Raw genomic sequence first — 19,868 nt, 5'->3', positions numbered from 1 at the left:
GCCGGCCACTGCCCCCATGCGGCTGCAGGGTCAAGCGGCCCGCGAATCAGATTTTACCTCGAGCTTTGGCGAGCAAAATTTTCACGCCGCCGTACAAAAAATCAAAGACTATGTACTGGCGGGCGACACCATGCAGGTGGTGGTTTCCCAGCGTTTGTCTATCCCCTTCGACGCCGAACCGCTCAACCTTTACCGCGCCCTGCGCTGCCTAAATCCCTCGCCCTACATGTATTTTTTAGACCTGGGCGATCACCAGGTGGTGGGCTCCAGCCCCGAAATTCTGGCCCGCTTTGAGCACGGCGAAGTGACCGTGCGCCCCATTGCCGGCACGCGCCGGCGGGGTCATACAGAGGAGGAAGATCGCGCGCTCGAGCAGGATTTAGTCAACGATCCAAAGGAGGTCGCCGAGCACCTAATGCTCATCGACCTGGGCCGCAACGACGTGGGCCGCGTGAGCCAAACCGGCAGCGTAAAACTGACCGATAAAATGGTGGTGGAGCGCTACAGCCACGTGATGCACATTACCAGCAATGTGACCGGCCAAGTGAAACCCGGATTAACAGCCATGGACGTGTTGCGCGCCGCGCTGCCGGCCGGCACTCTCTCGGGCGCACCTAAAATTCGCGCCATGGAGATTATCGACGAACTCGAAAGCGAAAAGCGCGGTATCTACGGCGGAGCTATTGGTTATCTGGCGTGGAACGGCGCCATGGACACCGCCATCGCCATTCGCACTGCAGTCATTAAAAATGGCACCCTCTACATTCAGGCCGGCGCCGGTGTGGTGGCCGATTCGGTGCCCGAATTGGAATGGAAAGAAACCATGAACAAGGCCCGCGCCATGTTCCGCGCCGTCGATATGGTGCTGTAAAGGAGCTATGACATGTTACTGATGATCGACAATTACGACTCCTTTACCTACAACGTGGTGCAATACCTGGCCGAGCTAAAGGCCGAGGTCAACGTCATTCGCAACGACGAAATTTCGGTGGCGGATATTGCAGATCTGGCACCCGAGCGGCTGGTGATTTCGCCCGGCCCCTGTACGCCCAACGAGGCCGGCATTTCGGTCGAAGCCATCCGCACCTATGCCGGCAAGCTGCCCATCCTGGGTATTTGCCTGGGCCACCAATCCATTGGGCAGGTATTTGGCGGCAAAATTGTGCGGGCCAGAGAGGTCATGCACGGCAAAACCTCGCCCATTTATCACAACAATTCGGGCGTGTTTAAGGGGCTGAAAAATCCGCTGGTGTGTACCCGCTACCACTCGCTGGTAATCGACAAAGACTCCCTCCCCGAGTGCCTGGAAATGACTGCCTGGACCCAACACGACGATGGGCGGGTGGACGAAATTATGGGCGTGCGCCACAAAAGCCTGAACGTGGAGGGCGTGCAATTTCACCCGGAGTCCATCCTCTCAGAGCAGGGCCATGCGCTGCTCGATAACTTTCTACAATCGCAGGGAGGCTAAGCCGTGGATTTGAAAGCAGCACTCAATCATATCGCCGGCGGCGCCTCACTCAGCCAGGCGCAAATGACCGAAGTTATGCGCGCGGTAATGACCGGCCAGGCCACCGCCGCACAAATTGGCGCCCTGTTGATGGGCCTGCGCATGAAGGGCGAAACCGTCGACGAAATCACCGGCGCCGCCAGTGTCATGCGCGAATTGGCCGCGCGGGTGGAGATTGACCAAACCCACTTGGTTGACACCTGTGGTACCGGCGGCGACGGCGCCAATCTATTCAACGTATCCACCGCCAGCGCCTTTGTGGCGGCCGCTTGCGGTGTACGCGTTGCCAAGCACGGCAACCGCTCAGTGTCGTCCTCTACGGGCAGTGCTGACGTGCTGGAAGCCGCAGGGGTGCACTTGGATCTGACACCCGAACAGGTTAAAAAGTGCATTGATGCCTTGGGTGTGGGCTTTATGTTTGCGCCGGCCCACCACAGTGCCATGAAGCACGCCATTGGGCCGCGCCGCGAGATGGGGCTGCGCACCCTGTTTAATATGCTGGGCCCCATGACCAATCCCGCGCTGGTGCAGCGCCAGGTCATCGGTGTTTTCAAACCCGAGCTGTGTCGCACCATGGCCGAAGTTCTGGGCCGCCTGGGCTCAACGCACGTGCTGGTGGTACACGCCGACGATGGTTTAGACGAAATCTCCCTCAGCGGCGCTACCCTGGTGGCGGAGTTGCGCGACGGCGCGGTGACCGAATACCGCATCGACCCGGCCGAATTTGGCATTGCACCGGCCTCGCTCGATGGCCTGTCAGTGCACGACGCCACAGAATCTCTGGCGTTAATTCGCAACGCCCTGGGCAAGCGCGATCACCCGGCCGCCAACAAAGCGGCAGATATTATTGCGCTTAACGCTGGCGCCGCCATTTATGTCAGCGGCGTGGCCGACTCTCTCGCGCAGGGCGTGGCCATGGCTCAAGATGCCATCGGCTCTGGCCTGGCCCGGGAAAAAATTCAAGAACTGGCCGCGTTTACCGAGTGCCTGCGCGCGCTCTAAATGCACCACAAACAGGTTTGCTTATGTCTTCTACACCCACGGTACTGCGCAACATTCTAGCGCGTAAAAAACAGGAAATTGCCGAGCGCTCGCGCAAAATCGGTACACAACAATTGCTAAACGAGGCGCAGCAGCAAAGTGCGCCGCGCGGCTTTGTGGCGGCCATCGAGCGCAAGCTGGCCCAGCAGCAGGCGGCTGTTATCGCGGAAATCAAAAAGGCCTCGCCCTCCAAAGGCGTGATTCGCGAGCATTTCGACCCCACGGAAATTGCCAAAAGCTACGAAAAAGGTGGCGCCGCCTGTTTGTCGGTACTCACCGATGCCGATTTTTTCCAAGGTTCGGAAACCTACCTGAAGCAGGCTCGCGCAGCCAGCACGCTACCGGTGATTCGCAAGGACTTTATGATCGACGACTACCAGCTGGTGGAAGCGCGGGCCATCGGCGCCGACTGCATTTTGTTGATCGTAGCCGCCTTGGACAAGCAGCAGCTGGTGAGTTTAAACACCACCGCACTCGAACTGGGCATGGATGTACTGGTCGAGGTGCACGATCGCGCCGAGCTCGACTTGGCGCTGGACCTACCCAATAAATTGATCGGCATTAACAACCGCAATCTGCATAATTTCGAAACCAGCCTGGATACCACCTTTGCGCTGCTGCCCTATATCGAAGACGACCGCATCGTCGTCAGCGAATCGGGCATTCACAATATCGACGACGTTAAAATCATGCGCGGCTACAATGTGAATACCTTTCTGGTGGGCGAGGCGTTTATGCGCGATGAAGAACCCGGCCGTCGGCTGATGGAAATGTTTAACTGATGACACGCATTTCCTGATGGCGAGCCCCTGCCGATGACCGAACTGCTGGCATTTTTGCACCAGCATCCCGCGCTTTTGTGCGCGGCCATTTTCTGCGCACGCCTAACCGATGTCAGTCTGGGCACCCTGCGCACGCTGATGGTTTTCAGGGGTTATCGCGCCCTGTCTGCACTGGTGGGTTTTTTTGAAGTACTGCTATGGATTGTGGCAGCCAGCCAGGTAATCACTCATCTGGACAAATGGTACCTGGCCGTGGCCTACGCCGGCGGTTTTGCAGCCGGCAATTACGTGGGTATCACCCTCGAAGCCAAACTCGCCATGGGCCGAGAGCTGGTGCGCGTAGTGACCCACAACCCCGACATCTGTCTGGCCCGTATACTGCGCGAACACAACTACTCGGTTATCGAATTGGCGGCCCGCTTCGACGATGATCAGGACGTGGAAATTTTATTGATTTCCGAAAGCCGTAAACGCATACCTGCGCTCTGTCAATTGATTGCCCGGATTGATCCCAAGGCGTTTTACACCACCTCCGACATCAAAAAACAATTCGATGTCGCCCAGATGTTACACGCCGACAAACCGTTGATTAACGCCGGCTGGCGGGTCATCGGCAAACGCAAGTAATCGGCGAGCAGGCGCCCAGATATTAGCGCTGCGCGCGACGGCAGATCACTTGCCAGTTAAATTAGCCTGACCTGCCAATCACTAACTACTATCGGGAATACCCATGCGCAAACTCAGCTGCACCCTATTGCTCACACTCGTCGCCGGGTGCAGTCTGCTGCTGGCATCGCCACTGGACCGGTTTGGCACCAGTGATCCGGCCAACCGCGTGCAGACCAACGCAGAAACCACCGACGCCTACCGCCACTATCAAAGCGCCATTAAACCCCTGCTCGAAAATCGCTGCGTAGTCTGCCACGGCTGCTACGATGCGCCCTGCCAACTCAAACTGGAATCCGCCGCTGGGCTCGAGCGAGGCGCGAGCAAAACCAAAGTTTACGACGGCACCCGGCTGCTGGCAGCCAGCCTGACGCGCCTGCATATCGATGCGCAGTCGGCGGCCGAATGGCGCGAGAAGGGCTTTTTCCCGGTGTTAAACGAGCGCGCACAATCTCCCGAAGCCAATCAAGCCGCCAGCGTCATGCTGCAAATGCTGTCGCTAAAAAAGCAAGTCGCACTGCCCGCCGAGGGCCCGCTACCCGATACATTTGACTTTGGTATCGACAGGGAACAAAGCTGCCCCAGCGCCGAAGAGTTCGACCGCTATGCCAAGCGCTTCCCCCAAGGCGGTATGCCCTATGGCATGCCCGCCATCAGCGAATCGGAACACCAACTGCTCAGTGACTGGATTACCAAGGGCACCCCCATGCAAGAAGACCTCAGCCACAAGTTCGAGGCTGAGGTGCAGGCCTGGGAGGCGTTTTTAAACGGCCCCGATCTAAAAACCCAGCTCATGGGCCGTTACATTTACGAACATTTGTATCTCGCAAACCTCTATTTCGACGCGGGCGACAGCCGCCAATTTTTCAAACTGGTGCGCGCCAGCACCCCGCCCGGCTCGCCTGTGCAGCGCATTGTCAGCCGCCGGCCCTTTGATGCGCCAGGTGTGGCGCGGGTTTACTACCGACTGATCCCCAACCCCGACAGCATTGTCGCCAAGAGCCACATGCCCTATCGGTTGGACGCGCAAAAACGCGCGCGCTGGCAGGCTTGGTTCAAAGATGCCGACTACACCGTAACGGCCCTGCCCGATTACGACCCAGTGACCTCCGCCAACCCCTTTAAAGCCTTTGAAGCACTGCCGGTGAAGGCGCGTTATCGCTTCATGCTGGAGGAAGCGCAATTCACCATTATGGGCTTTATCAAGGGGCCGGTGTGCCGCGGGCAAACGGCACTCAATGTCATTAACGATCAATTCTGGGTCTTTTTTGTGGACCCCGAGTACCCAGACGTGGCCGATTTCGCCGGCTTTCTAGCGGCCAATAGCGACAAGCTCAACCTCCCAGCCGAGCGCGACAGCACCGCCGGTGCACTCGGCTGGTTGACCTACGCCAAGCACCAGCGAGCCTACCTCAAGGCCCGCAATCAAATGCTGAAAAATACCATGGCTCAATACCAGGGCCCGAGCCTGGAAATGATTTGGCAGGGCGATGGCCACAACCCCAATGCGGCACTGACCGTCATGCGCCACTTTGACAGCGCCACCGTTGTGCAGGGCCTGGTGGGCGAAGCCCCCAAGACCGCCTGGGTCATCACCTACCCACTACTAGAGCGCATCCACTACCTGCTGGTGGCCGGATTCGATGTGTACGGCAATGTGGGCCACCAACTGCTTACCCGCACCTACATGGATTTTCTGCGCATGGAGGGCGAGCAAAACTTTTTAAACTTATTGCCCACCGATGCCGCTAAGGCGGAGCTGGCCTATTGGTACCGGGGCGCTCACGAGGATGCCTACACCTATTTCAAAACCTTGGAACTGGACAATCACTGGCAGACGCAGGTGCAATTTAACACCGACACCCCCAAGCAAGAACTGTTCGACAAGCTGCAGCGCCACCTAGATGGTGTGCGCAACCTCGATCACAACCTGCATGGCAATTTACGCTTGGCGCCGGCTACTCAAGAGGCTTTGCTTAAGCTACAGCGCCAACGCGGCAAACACCTGCAGTGGCTGCCGGACACCAGTTTGCTGCTCATCGAACAACCCGCCCCTTACGAACCAGTACTGGTAACCCTGGCACTCAATAAATCGCACAGCAATATCACCAGCCTGCTTCTGGAGCACCACAATCGACTGCCCGAGGAAGATACGCTGAGCGTGGCCGAGGGTGTGCTCACCTATTACCCCAATGCGTTTTTCCACTTGCACGCCAATGCCATTTCAGCCTTCGAAGGCGCGCTGCGCGGCCTCGCTAGCGAGCGCGATTACCGATCGCTTAAAGACGCCTTTGGCGTGCGCCGCAATGCCCCGCAGTTCTGGGCCTTTAGCGACCGAGTGCACCGCTTGTATCGCGCACGCGACCCCATTGGCTATGGCCTGCTCGATTACAATCGCATGGAAAACCGTTAACAACTGTTCGCAATACTCGCAAAGCCCGCCCCCCTTGATTTACGGGCGTACCAGCCGAGGGCGGCCGGTGCCGGCCTAAAATGCCAAAGCTTGATCCAGTTCAAGTACAAAAGCCCGACCGGGCCGCACTTATAACGCGCGCGCCCGGCGACCTGCACAAAGTGGCTTAAAATGCGCCCGCTTTCCAAAGCGCCTCATCGATAATAATGTCTTACTCTGAGGTTTAGAGCCGTCGAAGGACGGGCAGCCCAGGTGCGCCCGCCACACCTGCCGCACACCGGCAGCCACCTGACCGGGGCGGCTCAATTTTTATCCAAAAAATACTGTACCCCACGCACCTGCAGCCCTACAATCGCGCCCCCATTTAGCTGGACTACGCCATGACAAGGGCTCAAAACGCACACGGCACCGGCGGCGACGGTTCCGATTACCTGGACAGCCTGCACCGGCAAGGCTGGGTGCTGCTGCCCAACTTTTTATCGACCGAGCTGGTGGCCCAGCTGCGCTGGGAGGCGATGCAAAGCAACGACTGGCAGCGCGCGGGCGTGGGCTTGGACGGCAAGACGCGCGCCCAGATTCGGCGCGACCAAACCATTTGGTTTGACGGTCAATCGGCGCCGCAGGCAGAGTACCTGGCCCAGATGGAAGCCATTCGTCTCGCCGTTAACCGCACGTTTTTTGCCGGCCTGTTTGAATACGAGGCCCACTTTGCGCACTATCCGCCCGGCGCTTTTTACCGCAAGCACGTGGACGCCCTGCGCGGGCGCGGGGCGCGCGTATTGACTAGCGTCTGCTACCTTAATCCCGCGTGGCGTCCCGGTGACGGCGGCGAACTGGTGCTCTACAGCGATAGCGACGACACCGTCATCGACCAGATTGCGCCCAAAGGCGGCGACCTGCTGCTGTTTTGGAGCGAGCGCTTCCCGCACGAAGTGCTGCCCGCCATCACCGACCGCTACTCCATTGCCGGCTGGTTCCGACGCAATCTGGAGACCGCCAACCCCCTGTAACCGCCGCCGAAGTGTGGTTGAATGACCGCACTGACGGGGCGCGCTGCGCCCGCCAACCTGGGGGACACAGATGAAACCTTTGACCTGGATACTGCTGCTAAGTTTGGGCCTGTGCGGTTCGGCCCTGGCGCAGTCGGAATATACGCAGTCGCTCATAGAAAAATCGACAACGCTGCAGCAAGAGATCTCGCAGCTGCGCAGCGAGCGCCAACATCTCACCGGCGAAAGCCAGGCCTCGCTGGATGTCCGTCTAGTGCAGCGACACCTCAGACTGCTGGAGGTTTACGATCAACTGGCCCTGGCGCTCATCGAGGATACGGAGGCGGGACTCGACGTCACCCAAGTAAAACAGCAGCTGGCCCCCAAACTATTGCGCATCGGGCCACTGATCCGGCGCGCCGTAGAAGACCGCCAAAGTGAAATAGATGCGCTCGACGGCGATTATCAGCCACTCTCCATCGAATGGCTGGCGGCCTTCCGCGAGCACAATGAATTTATCGACACAGGCCTTACCGCACTCAGCCAGCACGCCGAAAACCTGGGAGAGCTGGGGCTGAACAACAGCGATTCACAACGCTTTCTCAATCAATCGCTGAGCCAGCGCGCGGAAATTCTGGCCGGTCAGATCAGCTTAGTGCAAAAAGACATTGAAAACGCCAGCAGCCATCTGGAAAGCCGCCCGGACGATAAAGACACCGGAGATCGCAAGCGGGCGCTCGAGGAAAAACTCGCCCTCATCACCCACAGTTTGCAGGTGGTGATTGGGCTGTTACGCGACAACAACCTGGACACCGGGCGCTACCAGGAACTGCTAATTCGCACCACGGGCAACATTACCGCCGACATTCTCGACGCCAATTTAATCAAGCGTTTAGCGCAGGCCTGGCTTGCGGATACCCTGCGCTTTATCAAACACAATGGCGCCGGTTTATTTTTCAAATTAATTGTCTTTGCGGCCATTCTGGGCCTGTTTTATCTGCTGTCGCGCTCGATCAGTAAATTGCTGCAAAAAAGTTTACGGCGCTCCAACATGCAGGTGTCTTCACTGATGGAAGACATGCTGGTGAAACTAGCCGGCCGGCTGGTGATGTTTGTGGGTATTCTGATCGCGCTGGGGCAGCTTGGCGTTTCGGTGGGCCCGATTCTGGCGGGCCTGGGAGTGGCCGGATTTATCGTGGGCTTTGCCCTGCAAGATACGCTGGGCAATTTTGCCTCGGGCATGATGATTTTATTTTATCGCCCCTTTGACGTAGGCGATGTGATCGAGGCGGCCGGCGTTAAGGGCCAGGTGCAAAGCATGAGCCTGGTGTCCACCACCGTGCTCACCTTCGACAACCAGACGCTGGTTATACCCAACAATAAAATCTGGGGCGATGTGATTCGCAATGTCACCGCGCAGTCGGTGCGCCGAGTAGACATGGTGTTTGGCATTGGCTACCAGGACGACGTGGATCACGCCGAGGCTGTGCTCACCCAGATTCTCGAGCAACACGACCGGGTGCTTGCCAACCCCGAGCCAGTGGTAAAGCTGCACACCTTGAACGAGTCGTCGGTGGATTTTGTGGTGCGTCCCTGGGTCAAGACGGAAGATTATTGGGACGTCTATTGGGATGTCACCCGAGCTGTGAAAAAGCAATTTGATGCAGTGGGCATCAGTATTCCATTTCCTCAGCGCGACCTGCACATCTACCACACCGAAAAGGCACCGCAATAGATCATGCTGACACACTACCGAGGCCTCAAGCGCCTGCAATTTGGCCTGCTCCTTGGCCTGTTTACCTGGCTGGGATTAACGCCCCAGCCGGGCGCCACCCTGGCCAGTGTCAACGACCTGGTGCTGCATATTACCGGCTATGTGGTTGCCGGCGTTTCGATCATGTTGGCGCTGCCGCGCGCACGCCACTGGCAGGCGTTTGCGGGGCTGTTGGGCTACTCGCTCGCCATAGAAATAGGCCAGCATTTTGTACCCCTGCGGAGCTTCGATCTGCGCGACCTGCTCGCCAATGGCGCGGGCATTGCGGTTGGGCTCGGCTTGTACCATTGGCTAATCCGACACCTGGATCGCGGGATAGAGCGGCTATTGCACCCAGTCAAATAGACTGAAAACCCACTGCTGGCCATCCCGGGTAAGCAACAATTGGTTGTCGCGCAGTTGCAGTTGACTCCAGTCGCCCAGAAATTCCGTGTAACGGCGCTCCAATGCCATGGAGGCTTCAGGGCACATCATCATGGTGGTGGCCAGGTGCTGTACGCGAAAGCGGCCCGCATCGTCCAGCTCGGCCTGCCCCTTAAAGCGATTACAGCCGGCATAGCCCGCCACGTGGGGCCGCTCGCCGAAGTCCAGCTCCGGCACCAAACCCTTGCCGTGGGCGCCGAGTTTATTGCCCGGCACAGGCTCGCCGTCGATCGTTTTCAGCACCCATCGATGGTGCGCCAGTTGATCCATGGTTACCGCTTGCACCGGCGCCGGTGCCGGCGCCGAGCCACATGCGCTCAACCCTATGCCCAGCCCCAGCAGCCAAATCCTCCTGCAAATACCCATGCGTAATTCCCTCGTAAACTGTTCGCGAATGGCTATCAGACGCCGGCTGTGGCGCCGAGTTCCCCAACACTGCCCGCGCGACCTGGCTATAATGCCTCAGCTGCAAGGACTCCACATGACAACACCCACAGACTGGCACATTTTCTGCCGCGTAATTGATAATTTTGGCGATATCGGCGTCTGCTGGCGCCTGGCGCTGCAACTACAGCGCCGCTTTAGTTGCCAGGTCACCCTTTGGGTAGATGACTTGGCGAGCTTTCAAGCCCTGTGCCCGGCCGTCGCAACGACTGAGTCCAGTCAGCAAATCCAGGGCGTAGTCGTGCGCCACTGGCGCGAACCCCTGCCCGAGGTAGCGCCGGGCGAGGTGGTGATCGAGGCCTTTGGCTGCCACCTGCCAGAGCGCTACATCGCGGCCATGCGCGAACGCCGTCCCCTGTGGCTGAACCTGGAATACCTGAGCGCCGAAGCCTGGGTCAAGGACTACCACCTCAATCAATCGCCCGTGCACGGGCTGCGCAAAACGTTTTTCTTCCCCGGTTTCGAGCCGGGCACCGGGGGGCTGCTGTGGGAGCCGGCTCTGGCCGAGCTAACCGATGCCGACGCACCCCGGCGGGCCCAATGGCGCTCGCAATTAGGGCTCGCGCCAGCCCAAGCGGGGGAGCTCACCTTAAGCCTGTTTGCCTACGAGAATGCCGCCCTACCGGATTTACTCACCTCGCTCAGCCACTACCGGACGCCGATCACCCTGCTAGTGCCCCAGGGCCGTATGGTAGAGGGCGTTAATCGCTGGCTGAGTAGCACACTGGCGCCGCAGCAGTGCCAGCAGCGCGGCAACCTACAGCTGGTAGGCTTGCCCTTCCTGAGCCAGCCCGACTACGACCTGCTGCTGGCGCTATGCGATCTGAATTTTGTACGCGGCGAGGAATCCTTTGTGCGCAGCCAGGTACTGGGCCGCCCCATGATCTGGCACATCTACCCACAGGAAGAAGCCACACACCTGGTCAAGCTAGCGGCCTTTCTCGACCTTTACCTGGCCGGGCTGGAGGCGCCTTTAACGGCGCAGATTGCACTGGCCCACACCCTGTGGAACCAGCCCCAAGCCGAGCCAAGCGCGCCCTGGCACGACCTGCTCGACCAGCTGCCCCGCTGGCAGCAGCACGCGTACCAGTGGCGTCAGCAGCTGTGTGAGCAGGGGGATCTGGCGTCAAATATCGTGCAATTTTGCACCAATCAGGTATAGTACTGCGCGTTTTTAACGCCTTAAATTTCGGTGAATATGCTATGAAAACTGCTCAAGAGTTCCGCGCCGGCCAGGTTATGAACCTCGATGGTCAGGCCTGGGTTGTGCTGAAATCGGAGTTCAATAAATCCGGTCGCAACGCTGCTGTTTGCAAAATGAAGTTAAAAAACCTGATTACAGGTGCGTCGCAGGAGCCTGTATTTAAGGCCGACGACAAGCTCGAGCCCATTATTCTTGAGCGCAAAGAAGTGACTTACTCCTACTTCGCCGATCCGCTCTACGTCTTCATGGACGAAGAGTACAACCAGATCGACGTGGAAAAGGAAAACCTGGGCGAGACCGCCAACTTTATCGTCGATGGCATGCAGGAAACCTGCGAAGCCGTTTTCTATGAAGGCAAGGCCATCTCTATCGAACTGCCCACCACTATCGTGCGCACAGTGGCCTACACTGAGCCAGCCGCCCGCGGCGATACCTCTGGCAAGGTCATGAAAGTGGCCAAGCTGGACAATGGCTACGAATTGCAAGTTGCCGCGTTTATCGAAATCGGTGAAGCTATCGAGATCGACACCCGTACCGGCGAGTTCAAGGGCCGCGCCAAAGGCTAATGCCCGCTCTCGCTCGATAAAAAAACCGGCTTGCGCCGGTTTTTTATGCGCCGACTACCGGTCGCCAAGTGTAAAGCTACAGCACAACCCTTGGTTTTAGCTGTAATTGCAATGCCTGACCGGTCTGCTGTTCCAGCAATCGCTTGAGTTCCGACATTTCCTCGCGCGACAACAACTGCTCGCTCAATACGTCCGCCACTATGACGGTGTGCTCGCTGTGCATACGCACCTGTAAGTCCGCCAATTGCACGCGCTTGCCGCCGACGGTTACCTCCAACTCGGCCAGACGCTGCTCCAATTGCCAGTGCTGCGCCATGTCCCACATGGCAACCGATAAAGGGATGGCAATAACGCACATTAACAACAGCGAAAACATCAGCCCTTTGCGGGCGCGCTCCAAGGGCGCAAACCCCAAAATGAGAAACGTCAGCGCCGCCGCTAGCGAAATGCCTACCAAGTTGGTTAAAAACAACAACATGGCGCCATTGATAACCTGCCAATCCAACCAACCCAGTCCAATACCCGCCACACACAAGGGCGGCACCAACGCCACAGCTATCGCCACGCCGGAAACACTCTTGGCCACATCTTCGCGCACATAGGCATAGGCACCGGCAATTCCAGACGCAATCGCGACGCCCAAATCCAACAGGTTGGGCTGCAAGCGCCCAGCGATTTCGCCAGTAATGCGGTCTAGCGGAATCATTAGCGTAACCAAGGCAGCTGTGCCAAGTGCCAGGCACATACCGATACCAATGGTTTCGAGCGACTGAATCAGCAGCGTGCGATCTTGCCGTAAAAAGCCCATCGCCAGCGAAATAATCGGCGACATCAACGGCGCCAACACCATGGCGCCAATAATGACCGCTGGGCTGGACAAAAACAGCCCCAGACTGGCCACCACCGCACTCAATACCATTAACGTGATAAACGTATCGTGCGGCCTGGCCACCTCACGCAACTGAATAAACAGGTCTTTAAAATCTGTTTCCGCCGCGTGGGTAAATAATGGCAGTGCATTGGCGATAAATTTTAGCTGCTCGTCACCACGAGGCAATTTATCGGTGCGGGTGTATTCCTTGTATTCCTTCTGATCTACCGCAGGCGGCATCACATTGAGACACAGGGCGTTGGGTTCTACCGCCATAACCAAGGTTTCCGCAGTTCTGCGGCGCCCGTCCACAAAGTAATCGCGCTCTCCCTTCAACTCCACCACAATAGATTGGCAGCGAATGAAGCTCACCGCATCGCTGAGTTTGGCAAGCGGCTGGTTTTTATAGAGCAGTGCATCCTTTAAAAACGCGAGATAGGCCCAAATGGATTTGGGCGCGATAAAAATTGCATTAATGAAGCCATTTTCGACGCTCAAGTGCCGCCCCAGTAATCGCGCCGCCGGGCCTCGCACATCGTTTTCAATAGCCACCATGCCGGTAATCGCCGTGTTTACTGCGGCGCCATCGGCCAGCTTCAAGGTGGCCGCAAAGGGCTGAATGCGAAATAGACTCAAAACACTGCGCCATACAATGGCCCACAAAAACAACAGGCGTTTCACACGCGACTGGTTTCGATCGCGAAATACTTTGCTGCGGCCGTCTATGAAAGGATTGGTCCCCAACGTGATCATGCCTATGGCAATTTCTCCGTTGCAGCGCAGTAACTCCACGGGCGGGTGGTCCGATGAAAACGCCAGCGCCAAGGCATCGTCAAGCAACGAAGGCAAGCGCAACCACTCGCACAATCGGGTTTGCCCCTCCGCCGGAATGACACCCAGCGAGAACTTGTGTCGCGCGGCCAAGTCGAGATAGCGGTGTGCCTTGTCGATGTCCAACACCGCCAATAGGTGGCAGCCGGCCTGGGGGGGGCGGGCGTAAAAGCTATCTTCCGGCATCAGCGTCAAGGCGATGCCGTGCGAATAGGCAAATTCGTTAATCTGCTGCTTAAGCCGATCGGTCACACATTCATTGATAATCAGAACTGCCTGGGGCACATAGGACATGAGGGATTCCTGGAGAGACTGAGCGAGGCGGGAAATCGCGCGTAATATAAGACCTGCATCCAAAGTAGCGCAATATGCAACCGTGTGCTTTAGCAAAGTCTCCAGCAATCCTTGCGCGGGCCACCGGCAAAGGCTTTGTTAAGGCTCTGCGATGACAGCAACACGTAAAACCACGCGGATTTGGCGCAGGCAATGTAGCCTGGGTGGACTATGGGACTATGGGACTCTGAAACTCGATAATCGGCTTAACGGGCACGAGCCCGATTGTAAAAAAAAGCCCGGCAATGCCGGGCTCTTTAGACTGCGAAACCCAATCTAAATTACGCAAAAGGATGGCGCAATACAATGGTTTCGACACGGTCGGGGCCGGTGGAAACAATATCGATGGGCGCTCCCGTCAACTCTTCCAGGCGCTTGATGTAGTTGCGTGCGTTTTCGGGCAAACCTTCAAGAGTGGTAACACCCACAGTGCTCTCGCTCCAGCCCGGCATGGACTCGTACACAGGTACGATTTCGGCCCAACCCTCGGCATCACAGGGTACACCAATAGTCTCGCCCTGAGCGTTCTGGTAGCCCACGCACACTTTTACCGTCTCCAGGCCATCTAGCACGTCCAGTTTGGTCAAGCACATGCCCGACATGGAGTTAATGCGAATGGCGTGGCGCACGGCGACGGCGTCAAACCATCCAGTGCGACGCTTGCGGCCGGTGGTGGCACCAAATTCGTGACCCTTTACGCCTAGGTGCTGACCTACTTCGCACTCCAGCTCGGTGGGGAATGGGCCTGAGCCCACGCGCGTGGTGTAGGCCTTGGTAATGCCCAGCACATAATCCAGGTACAAGGGGCCAAAGCCCGAACCGGTGGCGGTACCGCCGGCAGTGGTGTTAGACGAGGTGACGAAGGGGTAGGTACCGTGATCGATATCCAACAATGAGCCCTGTGCGCCTTCGAACAAAATGCCCTCGCCGCGCTCGCGTGCGCAGTGCAGAATATCCGTTACATCGGCCACCATGGGCTTCAGCTCTTCGGCCCATACCTTAGCCAGCGCCAAGACTTCTTCAACATCTACCGCCGGCACTTTGTAGTACTCGGTCAGGGTGAAATTGTGCAGCGCCATCACTTCGCGCAGCTTGGCTTCGAAGCGCGCAGGCGCAAACAAATCGCCCAGGCGCAGGCTGCGACGGGCCACCTTGTCTTCATAGGCCGGGCCAATGCCGCGCCCGGTGGTGCCAATTTTGGCATCGCCCTTGGCCGCTTCGCGAGCCTGATCCAGCGCCACATGGTAGGGCAAAATTAACGGGCAGGCGGGCGACAGACGCAGGCGCTCGCGCACGGGTACGCCGCTGTCTTCCAGGCCCTTCATTTCCGTCATCAGGGCTTCGGGCGAAAGCACCACGCCGTTGCCGATCAAACAGGACACGCCCTCGCGCAAAATGCCAGAGGGAATCAGGTGCAGCACGGTTTTCTTGCCGCCAATGACCAGTGTGTGACCGGCGTTGTGACCGCCCTGAAAGCGGGCCACGATGGAAACCTGATCGGTAAGCAGATCGACGATCTTGCCTTTGCCCTCATCACCCCACTGAGTGCCCAATACAACGACGTTTTTGCCCATGACGTAATTAACCTTTACTGACTAAGTGGTTTAACTTGGTATTGACCCTGTTCGAGCACCAGCTCGCGGTCACAATTTAATTCTTCGCGCACCAGGGAGCTGTCGCTGAGCGCGCAGACAACCCGCTCGCCCTTGGCGCGCAAGGCCTGAATGGCCACCCAGGCCTCCGCCGTGATGGGCTCGGGCGCCAAAATGGCGGGCGCCAACTGCCCCACGGTATCGCCCAAGGCATTGAGTGCCCCTAAATCCACGGCAAAGCCTGTGGCTGGCCTGGCGCGACCGAAAACTTCGCCAATGTGATCGTAGCGACCGCCGTTGGCGATAGCATTGCCGAAGCCCGGCGCAAAGGCCGCAAACACAACGCCTGTGTGGTAGTGGTAACCGCGCAGCTCGCTGATATCAAAATACAAGTTGGCCTTGGGGTAGCGCTGGCTAATCACCTCGGCCAGCTGTGACAATTCGTCTATGGCCTGCAGTGCCTCGGGCACAAAGCGCGAAAACAATTCGCGCGCCTGGGCCAGCACGTCGATGCTGCCGCACAACGCCGGCAGCTGCCGAATCAGGGTCGCCATACCGGGTTGGGCAATTTCTGCGGAAACCCAGGCGTCGATATCGCTCACCGCCTTTTGCTGCAGTAGCTCAAACAGCGCCAACTCTTGGGTATCATTTAAGCCGATGGCGCGCGCCAGTGCACGGTAGATACCCACATGGCCCAGATCGATATTGAGTTGAGTCACGCCCGCGGTCTGCAGCGACTCCAAGAGCAGCGATACCACTTCGATATCGGCACTTAAGCCGGCCTCGCCGTAGAGTTCCACGCCCGCCTGAATGGGTGTGCGCGTGGCTAGCGGGCTCTTGGCGCGGGTGTGTACCACGTGCCCGGCGTAGCAAAGGCGATTGACGCCCTCGCGCTTGAAGGAGTGGGCGTCCATGCGGGCGGTTTGCGGGGTAATGTCTGCGCGAATGCCCATGCTGCGACCTGAGAGCTGGTCGGTCACCTTGAAGGTGAGCAAATCCAGATCCTGGCCGAGGCCGGTGAGCAGCGAGTCGGTGAACTCCAAAATTGGCGGGATCACCAGATCGTAACCCCAGCGGTGGTACAAGTTGAGCAGGTCCCGGCGCAGTTGTTCGATGTCTTCTGCCTGGGCCGGCAGAATTTCTGCAATACCGTCGGGCAGCAACCAGCGATCAGCGTAAGTCATGTCGTGGGGGCCTTATACAATTACTTAAAGAGGTACAGGAGTCCGGCGCCCACCAGCATGCTGGCCAGCCCCATCATTCGCAGTTGGCGATCGCTCACCCTGGCCATTGTCACCACCAGGCGGCGCCAGCGACCGGGATTCAGAAAGGGGATGATGCCCTCGAGCACCAACATCAGACAAAACGCCTTACCCAACTCTTCCCACATAACTCGCCATACGCTTGCGCCACAATTCACCTAAAAACACCACTCAAACGCAATAACAGCTAAGTCAGGGCATTTTTTCACACAAAAAAACCGGGCACTGGGCCCGGTGATTTCATCTGGCTTGTGTGGCAGATCACCGAAAGGGGCGCATTCTACCACCCTTTGTGGGTGAATGTTGAACAAAAAACAGGGCTAGGCCCGGTTTACTTGCTCTTGCCCTGGGCGTCTTTCAGGTAGCGGAAGAACTCGCTGTCGGGATCGACCAGCATAATGTCTTGCTTATCCTTAAAGGCCTGCTTATAGGCGTTCAAACTGCGTACAAAGGTGTAGAACTCAGGGTCTTTGTTGTAGGCATTGGCGTAGTTAGCCGCCGCGATGGCGTCGCCTTCACCGCGAATACGCTCGGCGTCGCGGTAGGCTTCAGACTCGATGACCACCACTTGGCGATCGGCATCTGCCTGAATAAACTCCGCCTGCTCTTTACCCTTGGAGCGGTGCTCGCGGGCCTCGCGCTCGCGCTCCGAGGTCATCCGGTTATACACAGAGCCACTGACTTCCGGCGGCAGTTCAATTTGCTTAACCCGCACGTCGATCAACTCGATACCCAGCGAGGTGCGGCTGAATTCATCCAGCTGGTCGGTGAGCTGGTACATCAACTCATCGCGTTCGCCGCTCACCACTTCCAACAGTGAACGCTGGGCGAAGCCGTTGCGCAAGCCTTCGTTGATGCGCTGTGCCAGCAGACGATCGGCCGTGGCTTCATCGCCACCGGTGGCGGTGTAGAACTTGTGCACGTCCTTGATTTGCCACTTGGCGAAGTAATCCACGATCATGCCCTTCTTTTCCACCGTCAGAAAATTCTGCGGGTGGGTGTCCAGGGTCAGAACGCGACCATCAAACTTGCGCACTTCATCGCGAATGGGCACTTTAAAGTGCAGGCCCGGCTCGATTTCTTCGGTGGACATTTTACCGAACTCGAGCAATACCGCGCGCTCGGTTTCTTTGACCACAAACATCATGCTGCTGGCCAACAGCACCGCACCGGCGGTGACTGCCAGCGCTAATAAGGATTTACCGTTCATTAGCGAACCTCCCGACGGCTGGATTGGGCTTCACGACGCAATTGATCCAGAACGCGATTACTCACTTCGCGAATCACGTCGGGCGAAATATCGGCGCCCTCAAAACTCTGCTGCCGCTGCTTGGTAATTTGATCCAACGGCAGGTACATCATGTTGTTGCCGCCTTCAACGTCCACCAGGATCTTGGAGCTGCTGGTCATCACCGACTCGATGGCGTCCAGGTACAGGCGATCGCGGGTTACCCGTGGCGCCTTCTTGTACTCCACCAACAGCTGCTCAAAACGCGCCGCCTCACCGGTGGATTCTGCCACTACCCGCGATTTGTAGGCGTTGGCCTCTTCGATAATGCGCTGCGCGCGACCGCGTGCTTCAGGCACCACACCGTTCAGGTAGGCTTGCGCTTCGTTCTTGTAGCGCTCTTCGTCTTCGCGGGCCTTGTTCACATCGTTAAACGCGGCTTTCACCTCTTTGGGCGGCAGTGCGTCTTCCATGTTCACCGTTTCCACGTGTATGCCCGTGCCGTAGTCATTGAGATACTCCTGCAGGCGATCTTTCACGTCCACGGCAATCTGGGTGCGGCCTTCGGTCAGCACTTCGTGCATCACGGTTGAACCAATCACGTGGCGCAGGGCTGAATCCGTGGCTTCGCGCAGGCTGTTTTCCGGATTGCGAACGTTAATCACGAAATCCTTGGCGCTCAGAATGGAGTACTGCACCGACAGGTTTACATCCACAATGTTCAAGTCTTCCGTCAACATGGTGGATTTGGCGGAATGCAGACGCACTTTGGTCACATTCACCTTGGTGACATTGTCGATCAGCGGCGGGTTCCAGCGCAGACCTGAGCCCTTCTCTTCGTGGAACAGACCAAAGCGCAACACCACGGATTTTTCCTGTTCGTCCACCTTATAGATGCCCGCTAGGCCGTAAACCACCGCGGCAATGGCCAGCAGTAGGCCAAAGAAGCCGGCACTCAAACTCGGACCGCCGCTGCTGCCGTTGTTGCCGCCACCGCCAAATAGGCCGCCCAGTTTCTCTTGAAACCTGCGCAGCGCTTCGTCTAGATCAGGAGGACCATCGTTCTTGCCGCCTTTGCGACCGCCCCAAGGGTCCTGATTATTACCACCGGGCTCATTCCAAGCCATAGTCAGTCTCCATCAGATAAAAATAAGTTGCGGCCCTGCTCGGGTTTTTGCGAGGGATTCCGGGCCGGCAGTGTATCAAGCTTTTAGTGCGCGCGCCGTTGCATCGACGCGTTTGTTCATCCCGCCACCGCGCTAGTGGTGGCTGACTGATAAATTCCGCCAGGGCGAATCCGCCAAGGCGATGTGCTCCGCGCTGAGCAAGCGCAACAGATCCACGCGGCCGATGCGCACATCCAGCTCATAGGAGCCATCTTCGGCACTGACTTCGTCCAACACAGCGTTGTGTTGATACAAGCGAGCCCGAAGCCTGCCCCACTGCACGGGCAGGGTGACCCGCTGGTGCACAATTTCATCGCCCAAACGCTCGGCGATGGCTTGCAACAGGAGATCCACACCGGCGCCAGTCTGGGCCGACAACCACACCGCCACGGGTTCGCCCTGGTCGTCTCGATCAATGCGCGGGGCAAAATCGTCCATTAAGTCGATTTTGTTGTACACCTTCAGCTGCGGCAGCTCGTGTGCTTCGATCTCTTCCAACACCAGCTCCACTTCTTCAATGTTGCGCTTGCGTTCATCGCTGGGCGCGTCTATCACATGCAACAACAAGGTGGCGTTGGCGGCCTCTTCCAGCGTGGCGCGAAAGGCCTCTACCAGTTTGTGCGGCAGGTGACTGATAAAACCCACCGTGTCGGCGAGTATCGCGGCGCCCACATCGCGTAGCTCCACCCGGCGCATGGTCGGATCTAGCGTCGCGAACAACTGGTCTTTGGCGTACACCTCGGCATGGGTGATGCGGTTGAACAGCGTCGACT

At 57.9% G+C, this 19,868-nt stretch carries 19 protein-coding genes; 11 read left to right on the top strand and 8 right to left on the bottom strand.

What is annotated here, in order from left to right; all coding sequences use genetic code 11:
• From ACW8F6_RS11575 to ACW8F6_RS11535, 9 genes are all read left to right on the top strand, one after another.
• Positions 1 to 871 (top strand): anthranilate synthase component I family protein (locus tag ACW8F6_RS11575; RefSeq protein WP_491576028.1); only part of this gene is annotated, 871 nt, incomplete at its 5' end.
• Between the two features lie 12 nt (positions 872 to 883).
• Complete coding sequence (locus ACW8F6_RS11570; protein ID WP_491576027.1) at positions 884 to 1,471, top strand: aminodeoxychorismate/anthranilate synthase component II; 588 nt, start codon at positions 884 to 886, stop codon at positions 1,469 to 1,471.
• A gap of 3 nt (positions 1,472 to 1,474) precedes the next feature.
• Complete coding sequence (gene trpD, locus ACW8F6_RS11565; protein ID WP_491576026.1) at positions 1,475 to 2,512, top strand: anthranilate phosphoribosyltransferase; 1,038 nt, start codon at positions 1,475 to 1,477, stop codon at positions 2,510 to 2,512.
• Between the two features lie 23 nt (positions 2,513 to 2,535).
• Complete coding sequence (gene trpC, locus ACW8F6_RS11560) at positions 2,536 to 3,333, top strand: indole-3-glycerol phosphate synthase TrpC (RefSeq protein WP_491576025.1); 798 nt, start codon at positions 2,536 to 2,538, stop codon at positions 3,331 to 3,333.
• Positions 3,334 to 3,366: 33 nt separating this feature from the next.
• A complete protein-coding gene (locus ACW8F6_RS11555; protein ID WP_491576024.1) occupies positions 3,367 to 3,960 on the top strand; it encodes a DUF2179 domain-containing protein in 594 nt (197 codons plus the stop codon).
• Between the two features lie 103 nt (positions 3,961 to 4,063).
• Positions 4,064 to 6,412, top strand: coding sequence for a fatty acid cis/trans isomerase (locus ACW8F6_RS11550; RefSeq protein ID WP_491576023.1), 2,349 nt, complete (start codon positions 4,064 to 4,066; stop codon positions 6,410 to 6,412).
• Positions 6,413 to 6,792: 380 nt separating this feature from the next.
• On the top strand, positions 6,793 to 7,422 hold the full coding sequence (locus tag ACW8F6_RS11545) for a 2OG-Fe(II) oxygenase (RefSeq protein ID WP_491576022.1): 630 nt from the start codon (positions 6,793 to 6,795) through the stop codon (positions 7,420 to 7,422).
• Between the two features lie 70 nt (positions 7,423 to 7,492).
• The gene (locus ACW8F6_RS11540) at positions 7,493 to 9,136 is read left to right on the top strand and encodes a mechanosensitive ion channel family protein (protein WP_491576021.1); all 1,644 of its coding nucleotides are present in this window, start codon (positions 7,493 to 7,495) and stop codon (positions 9,134 to 9,136) included.
• Between the two features lie 3 nt (positions 9,137 to 9,139).
• Positions 9,140 to 9,520, top strand: a complete 381-nt coding sequence (locus ACW8F6_RS11535; protein ID WP_491576020.1) for a VanZ family protein — start codon at positions 9,140 to 9,142, stop codon at positions 9,518 to 9,520.
• Here ACW8F6_RS11535 and ACW8F6_RS11530 read toward each other — a convergent pair.
• The gene (locus ACW8F6_RS11530) at positions 9,500 to 9,964 is read right to left on the bottom strand and encodes an META domain-containing protein (protein ID WP_491576019.1); all 465 of its coding nucleotides are present in this window, start codon (positions 9,962 to 9,964) and stop codon (positions 9,500 to 9,502) included. The genes ACW8F6_RS11535 and ACW8F6_RS11530 overlap by 21 nt on opposite strands.
• Before the next feature lie 115 nt (positions 9,965 to 10,079).
• Between ACW8F6_RS11530 and earP the strand changes: the two genes are divergently transcribed.
• Positions 10,080 to 11,204 carry an elongation factor P maturation arginine rhamnosyltransferase EarP gene (gene earP, locus ACW8F6_RS11525; protein WP_491576018.1) on the top strand — a complete coding sequence of 375 codons (1,125 nt, stop codon included), beginning with the start codon at positions 10,080 to 10,082 and terminating at the stop codon, positions 11,202 to 11,204.
• A gap of 41 nt (positions 11,205 to 11,245) precedes the next feature.
• Positions 11,246 to 11,812, top strand: a complete 567-nt coding sequence (efp, locus tag ACW8F6_RS11520; protein ID WP_183907814.1) for an elongation factor P — start codon at positions 11,246 to 11,248, stop codon at positions 11,810 to 11,812.
• A 76-nt stretch (positions 11,813 to 11,888) separates the two neighbouring features.
• Here efp and ACW8F6_RS11515 read toward each other — a convergent pair whose 3' ends face one another.
• From ACW8F6_RS11515 to ACW8F6_RS11485, 7 genes are all read right to left on the bottom strand, one after another.
• A complete protein-coding gene (locus ACW8F6_RS11515) occupies positions 11,889 to 13,808 on the bottom strand; it encodes a DUF389 domain-containing protein (RefSeq protein ID WP_491576017.1) in 1,920 nt (639 codons plus the stop codon).
• Positions 13,809 to 14,128: 320 nt separating this feature from the next.
• Positions 14,129 to 15,421: an adenylosuccinate synthase gene (locus ACW8F6_RS11510; RefSeq protein WP_491576016.1), complete on the bottom strand. Its 1,293-nt coding sequence runs from the start codon at positions 15,419 to 15,421 to the stop codon at positions 14,129 to 14,131.
• A gap of 14 nt (positions 15,422 to 15,435) precedes the next feature.
• Entirely contained in the window at positions 15,436 to 16,623 is a 1,188-nt protein-coding gene (locus ACW8F6_RS11505; RefSeq protein WP_491576015.1) for an ATP phosphoribosyltransferase regulatory subunit, read from the bottom strand.
• 20 nt (positions 16,624 to 16,643) lie between these two features.
• Positions 16,644 to 16,829, bottom strand: coding sequence for a DUF2065 domain-containing protein (locus ACW8F6_RS11500; protein WP_491576014.1), 186 nt, complete (start codon positions 16,827 to 16,829; stop codon positions 16,644 to 16,646).
• Positions 16,830 to 17,032: 203 nt separating this feature from the next.
• Positions 17,033 to 17,911, bottom strand: coding sequence for a protease modulator HflC (gene hflC, locus ACW8F6_RS11495; protein WP_491576013.1), 879 nt, complete (start codon positions 17,909 to 17,911; stop codon positions 17,033 to 17,035).
• Positions 17,911 to 19,056 carry an FtsH protease activity modulator HflK gene (gene hflK, locus ACW8F6_RS11490; protein ID WP_491576012.1) on the bottom strand — a complete coding sequence of 382 codons (1,146 nt, stop codon included), beginning with the start codon at positions 19,054 to 19,056 and terminating at the stop codon, positions 17,911 to 17,913. Before hflK ends, hflC begins: the two co-directional genes overlap by 1 nt.
• Positions 19,057 to 19,188: 132 nt before the next feature.
• The coding region (locus ACW8F6_RS11485; RefSeq protein WP_491576011.1) for a GTPase at positions 19,189 to 19,868 on the bottom strand (680 nt) is incomplete at its 5' end.

The sequence above is a fragment of the Simiduia sp. genome (genome assembly GCF_058345725.1).
This window is presented reverse-complemented; position numbering and strand designations above follow the sequence as displayed.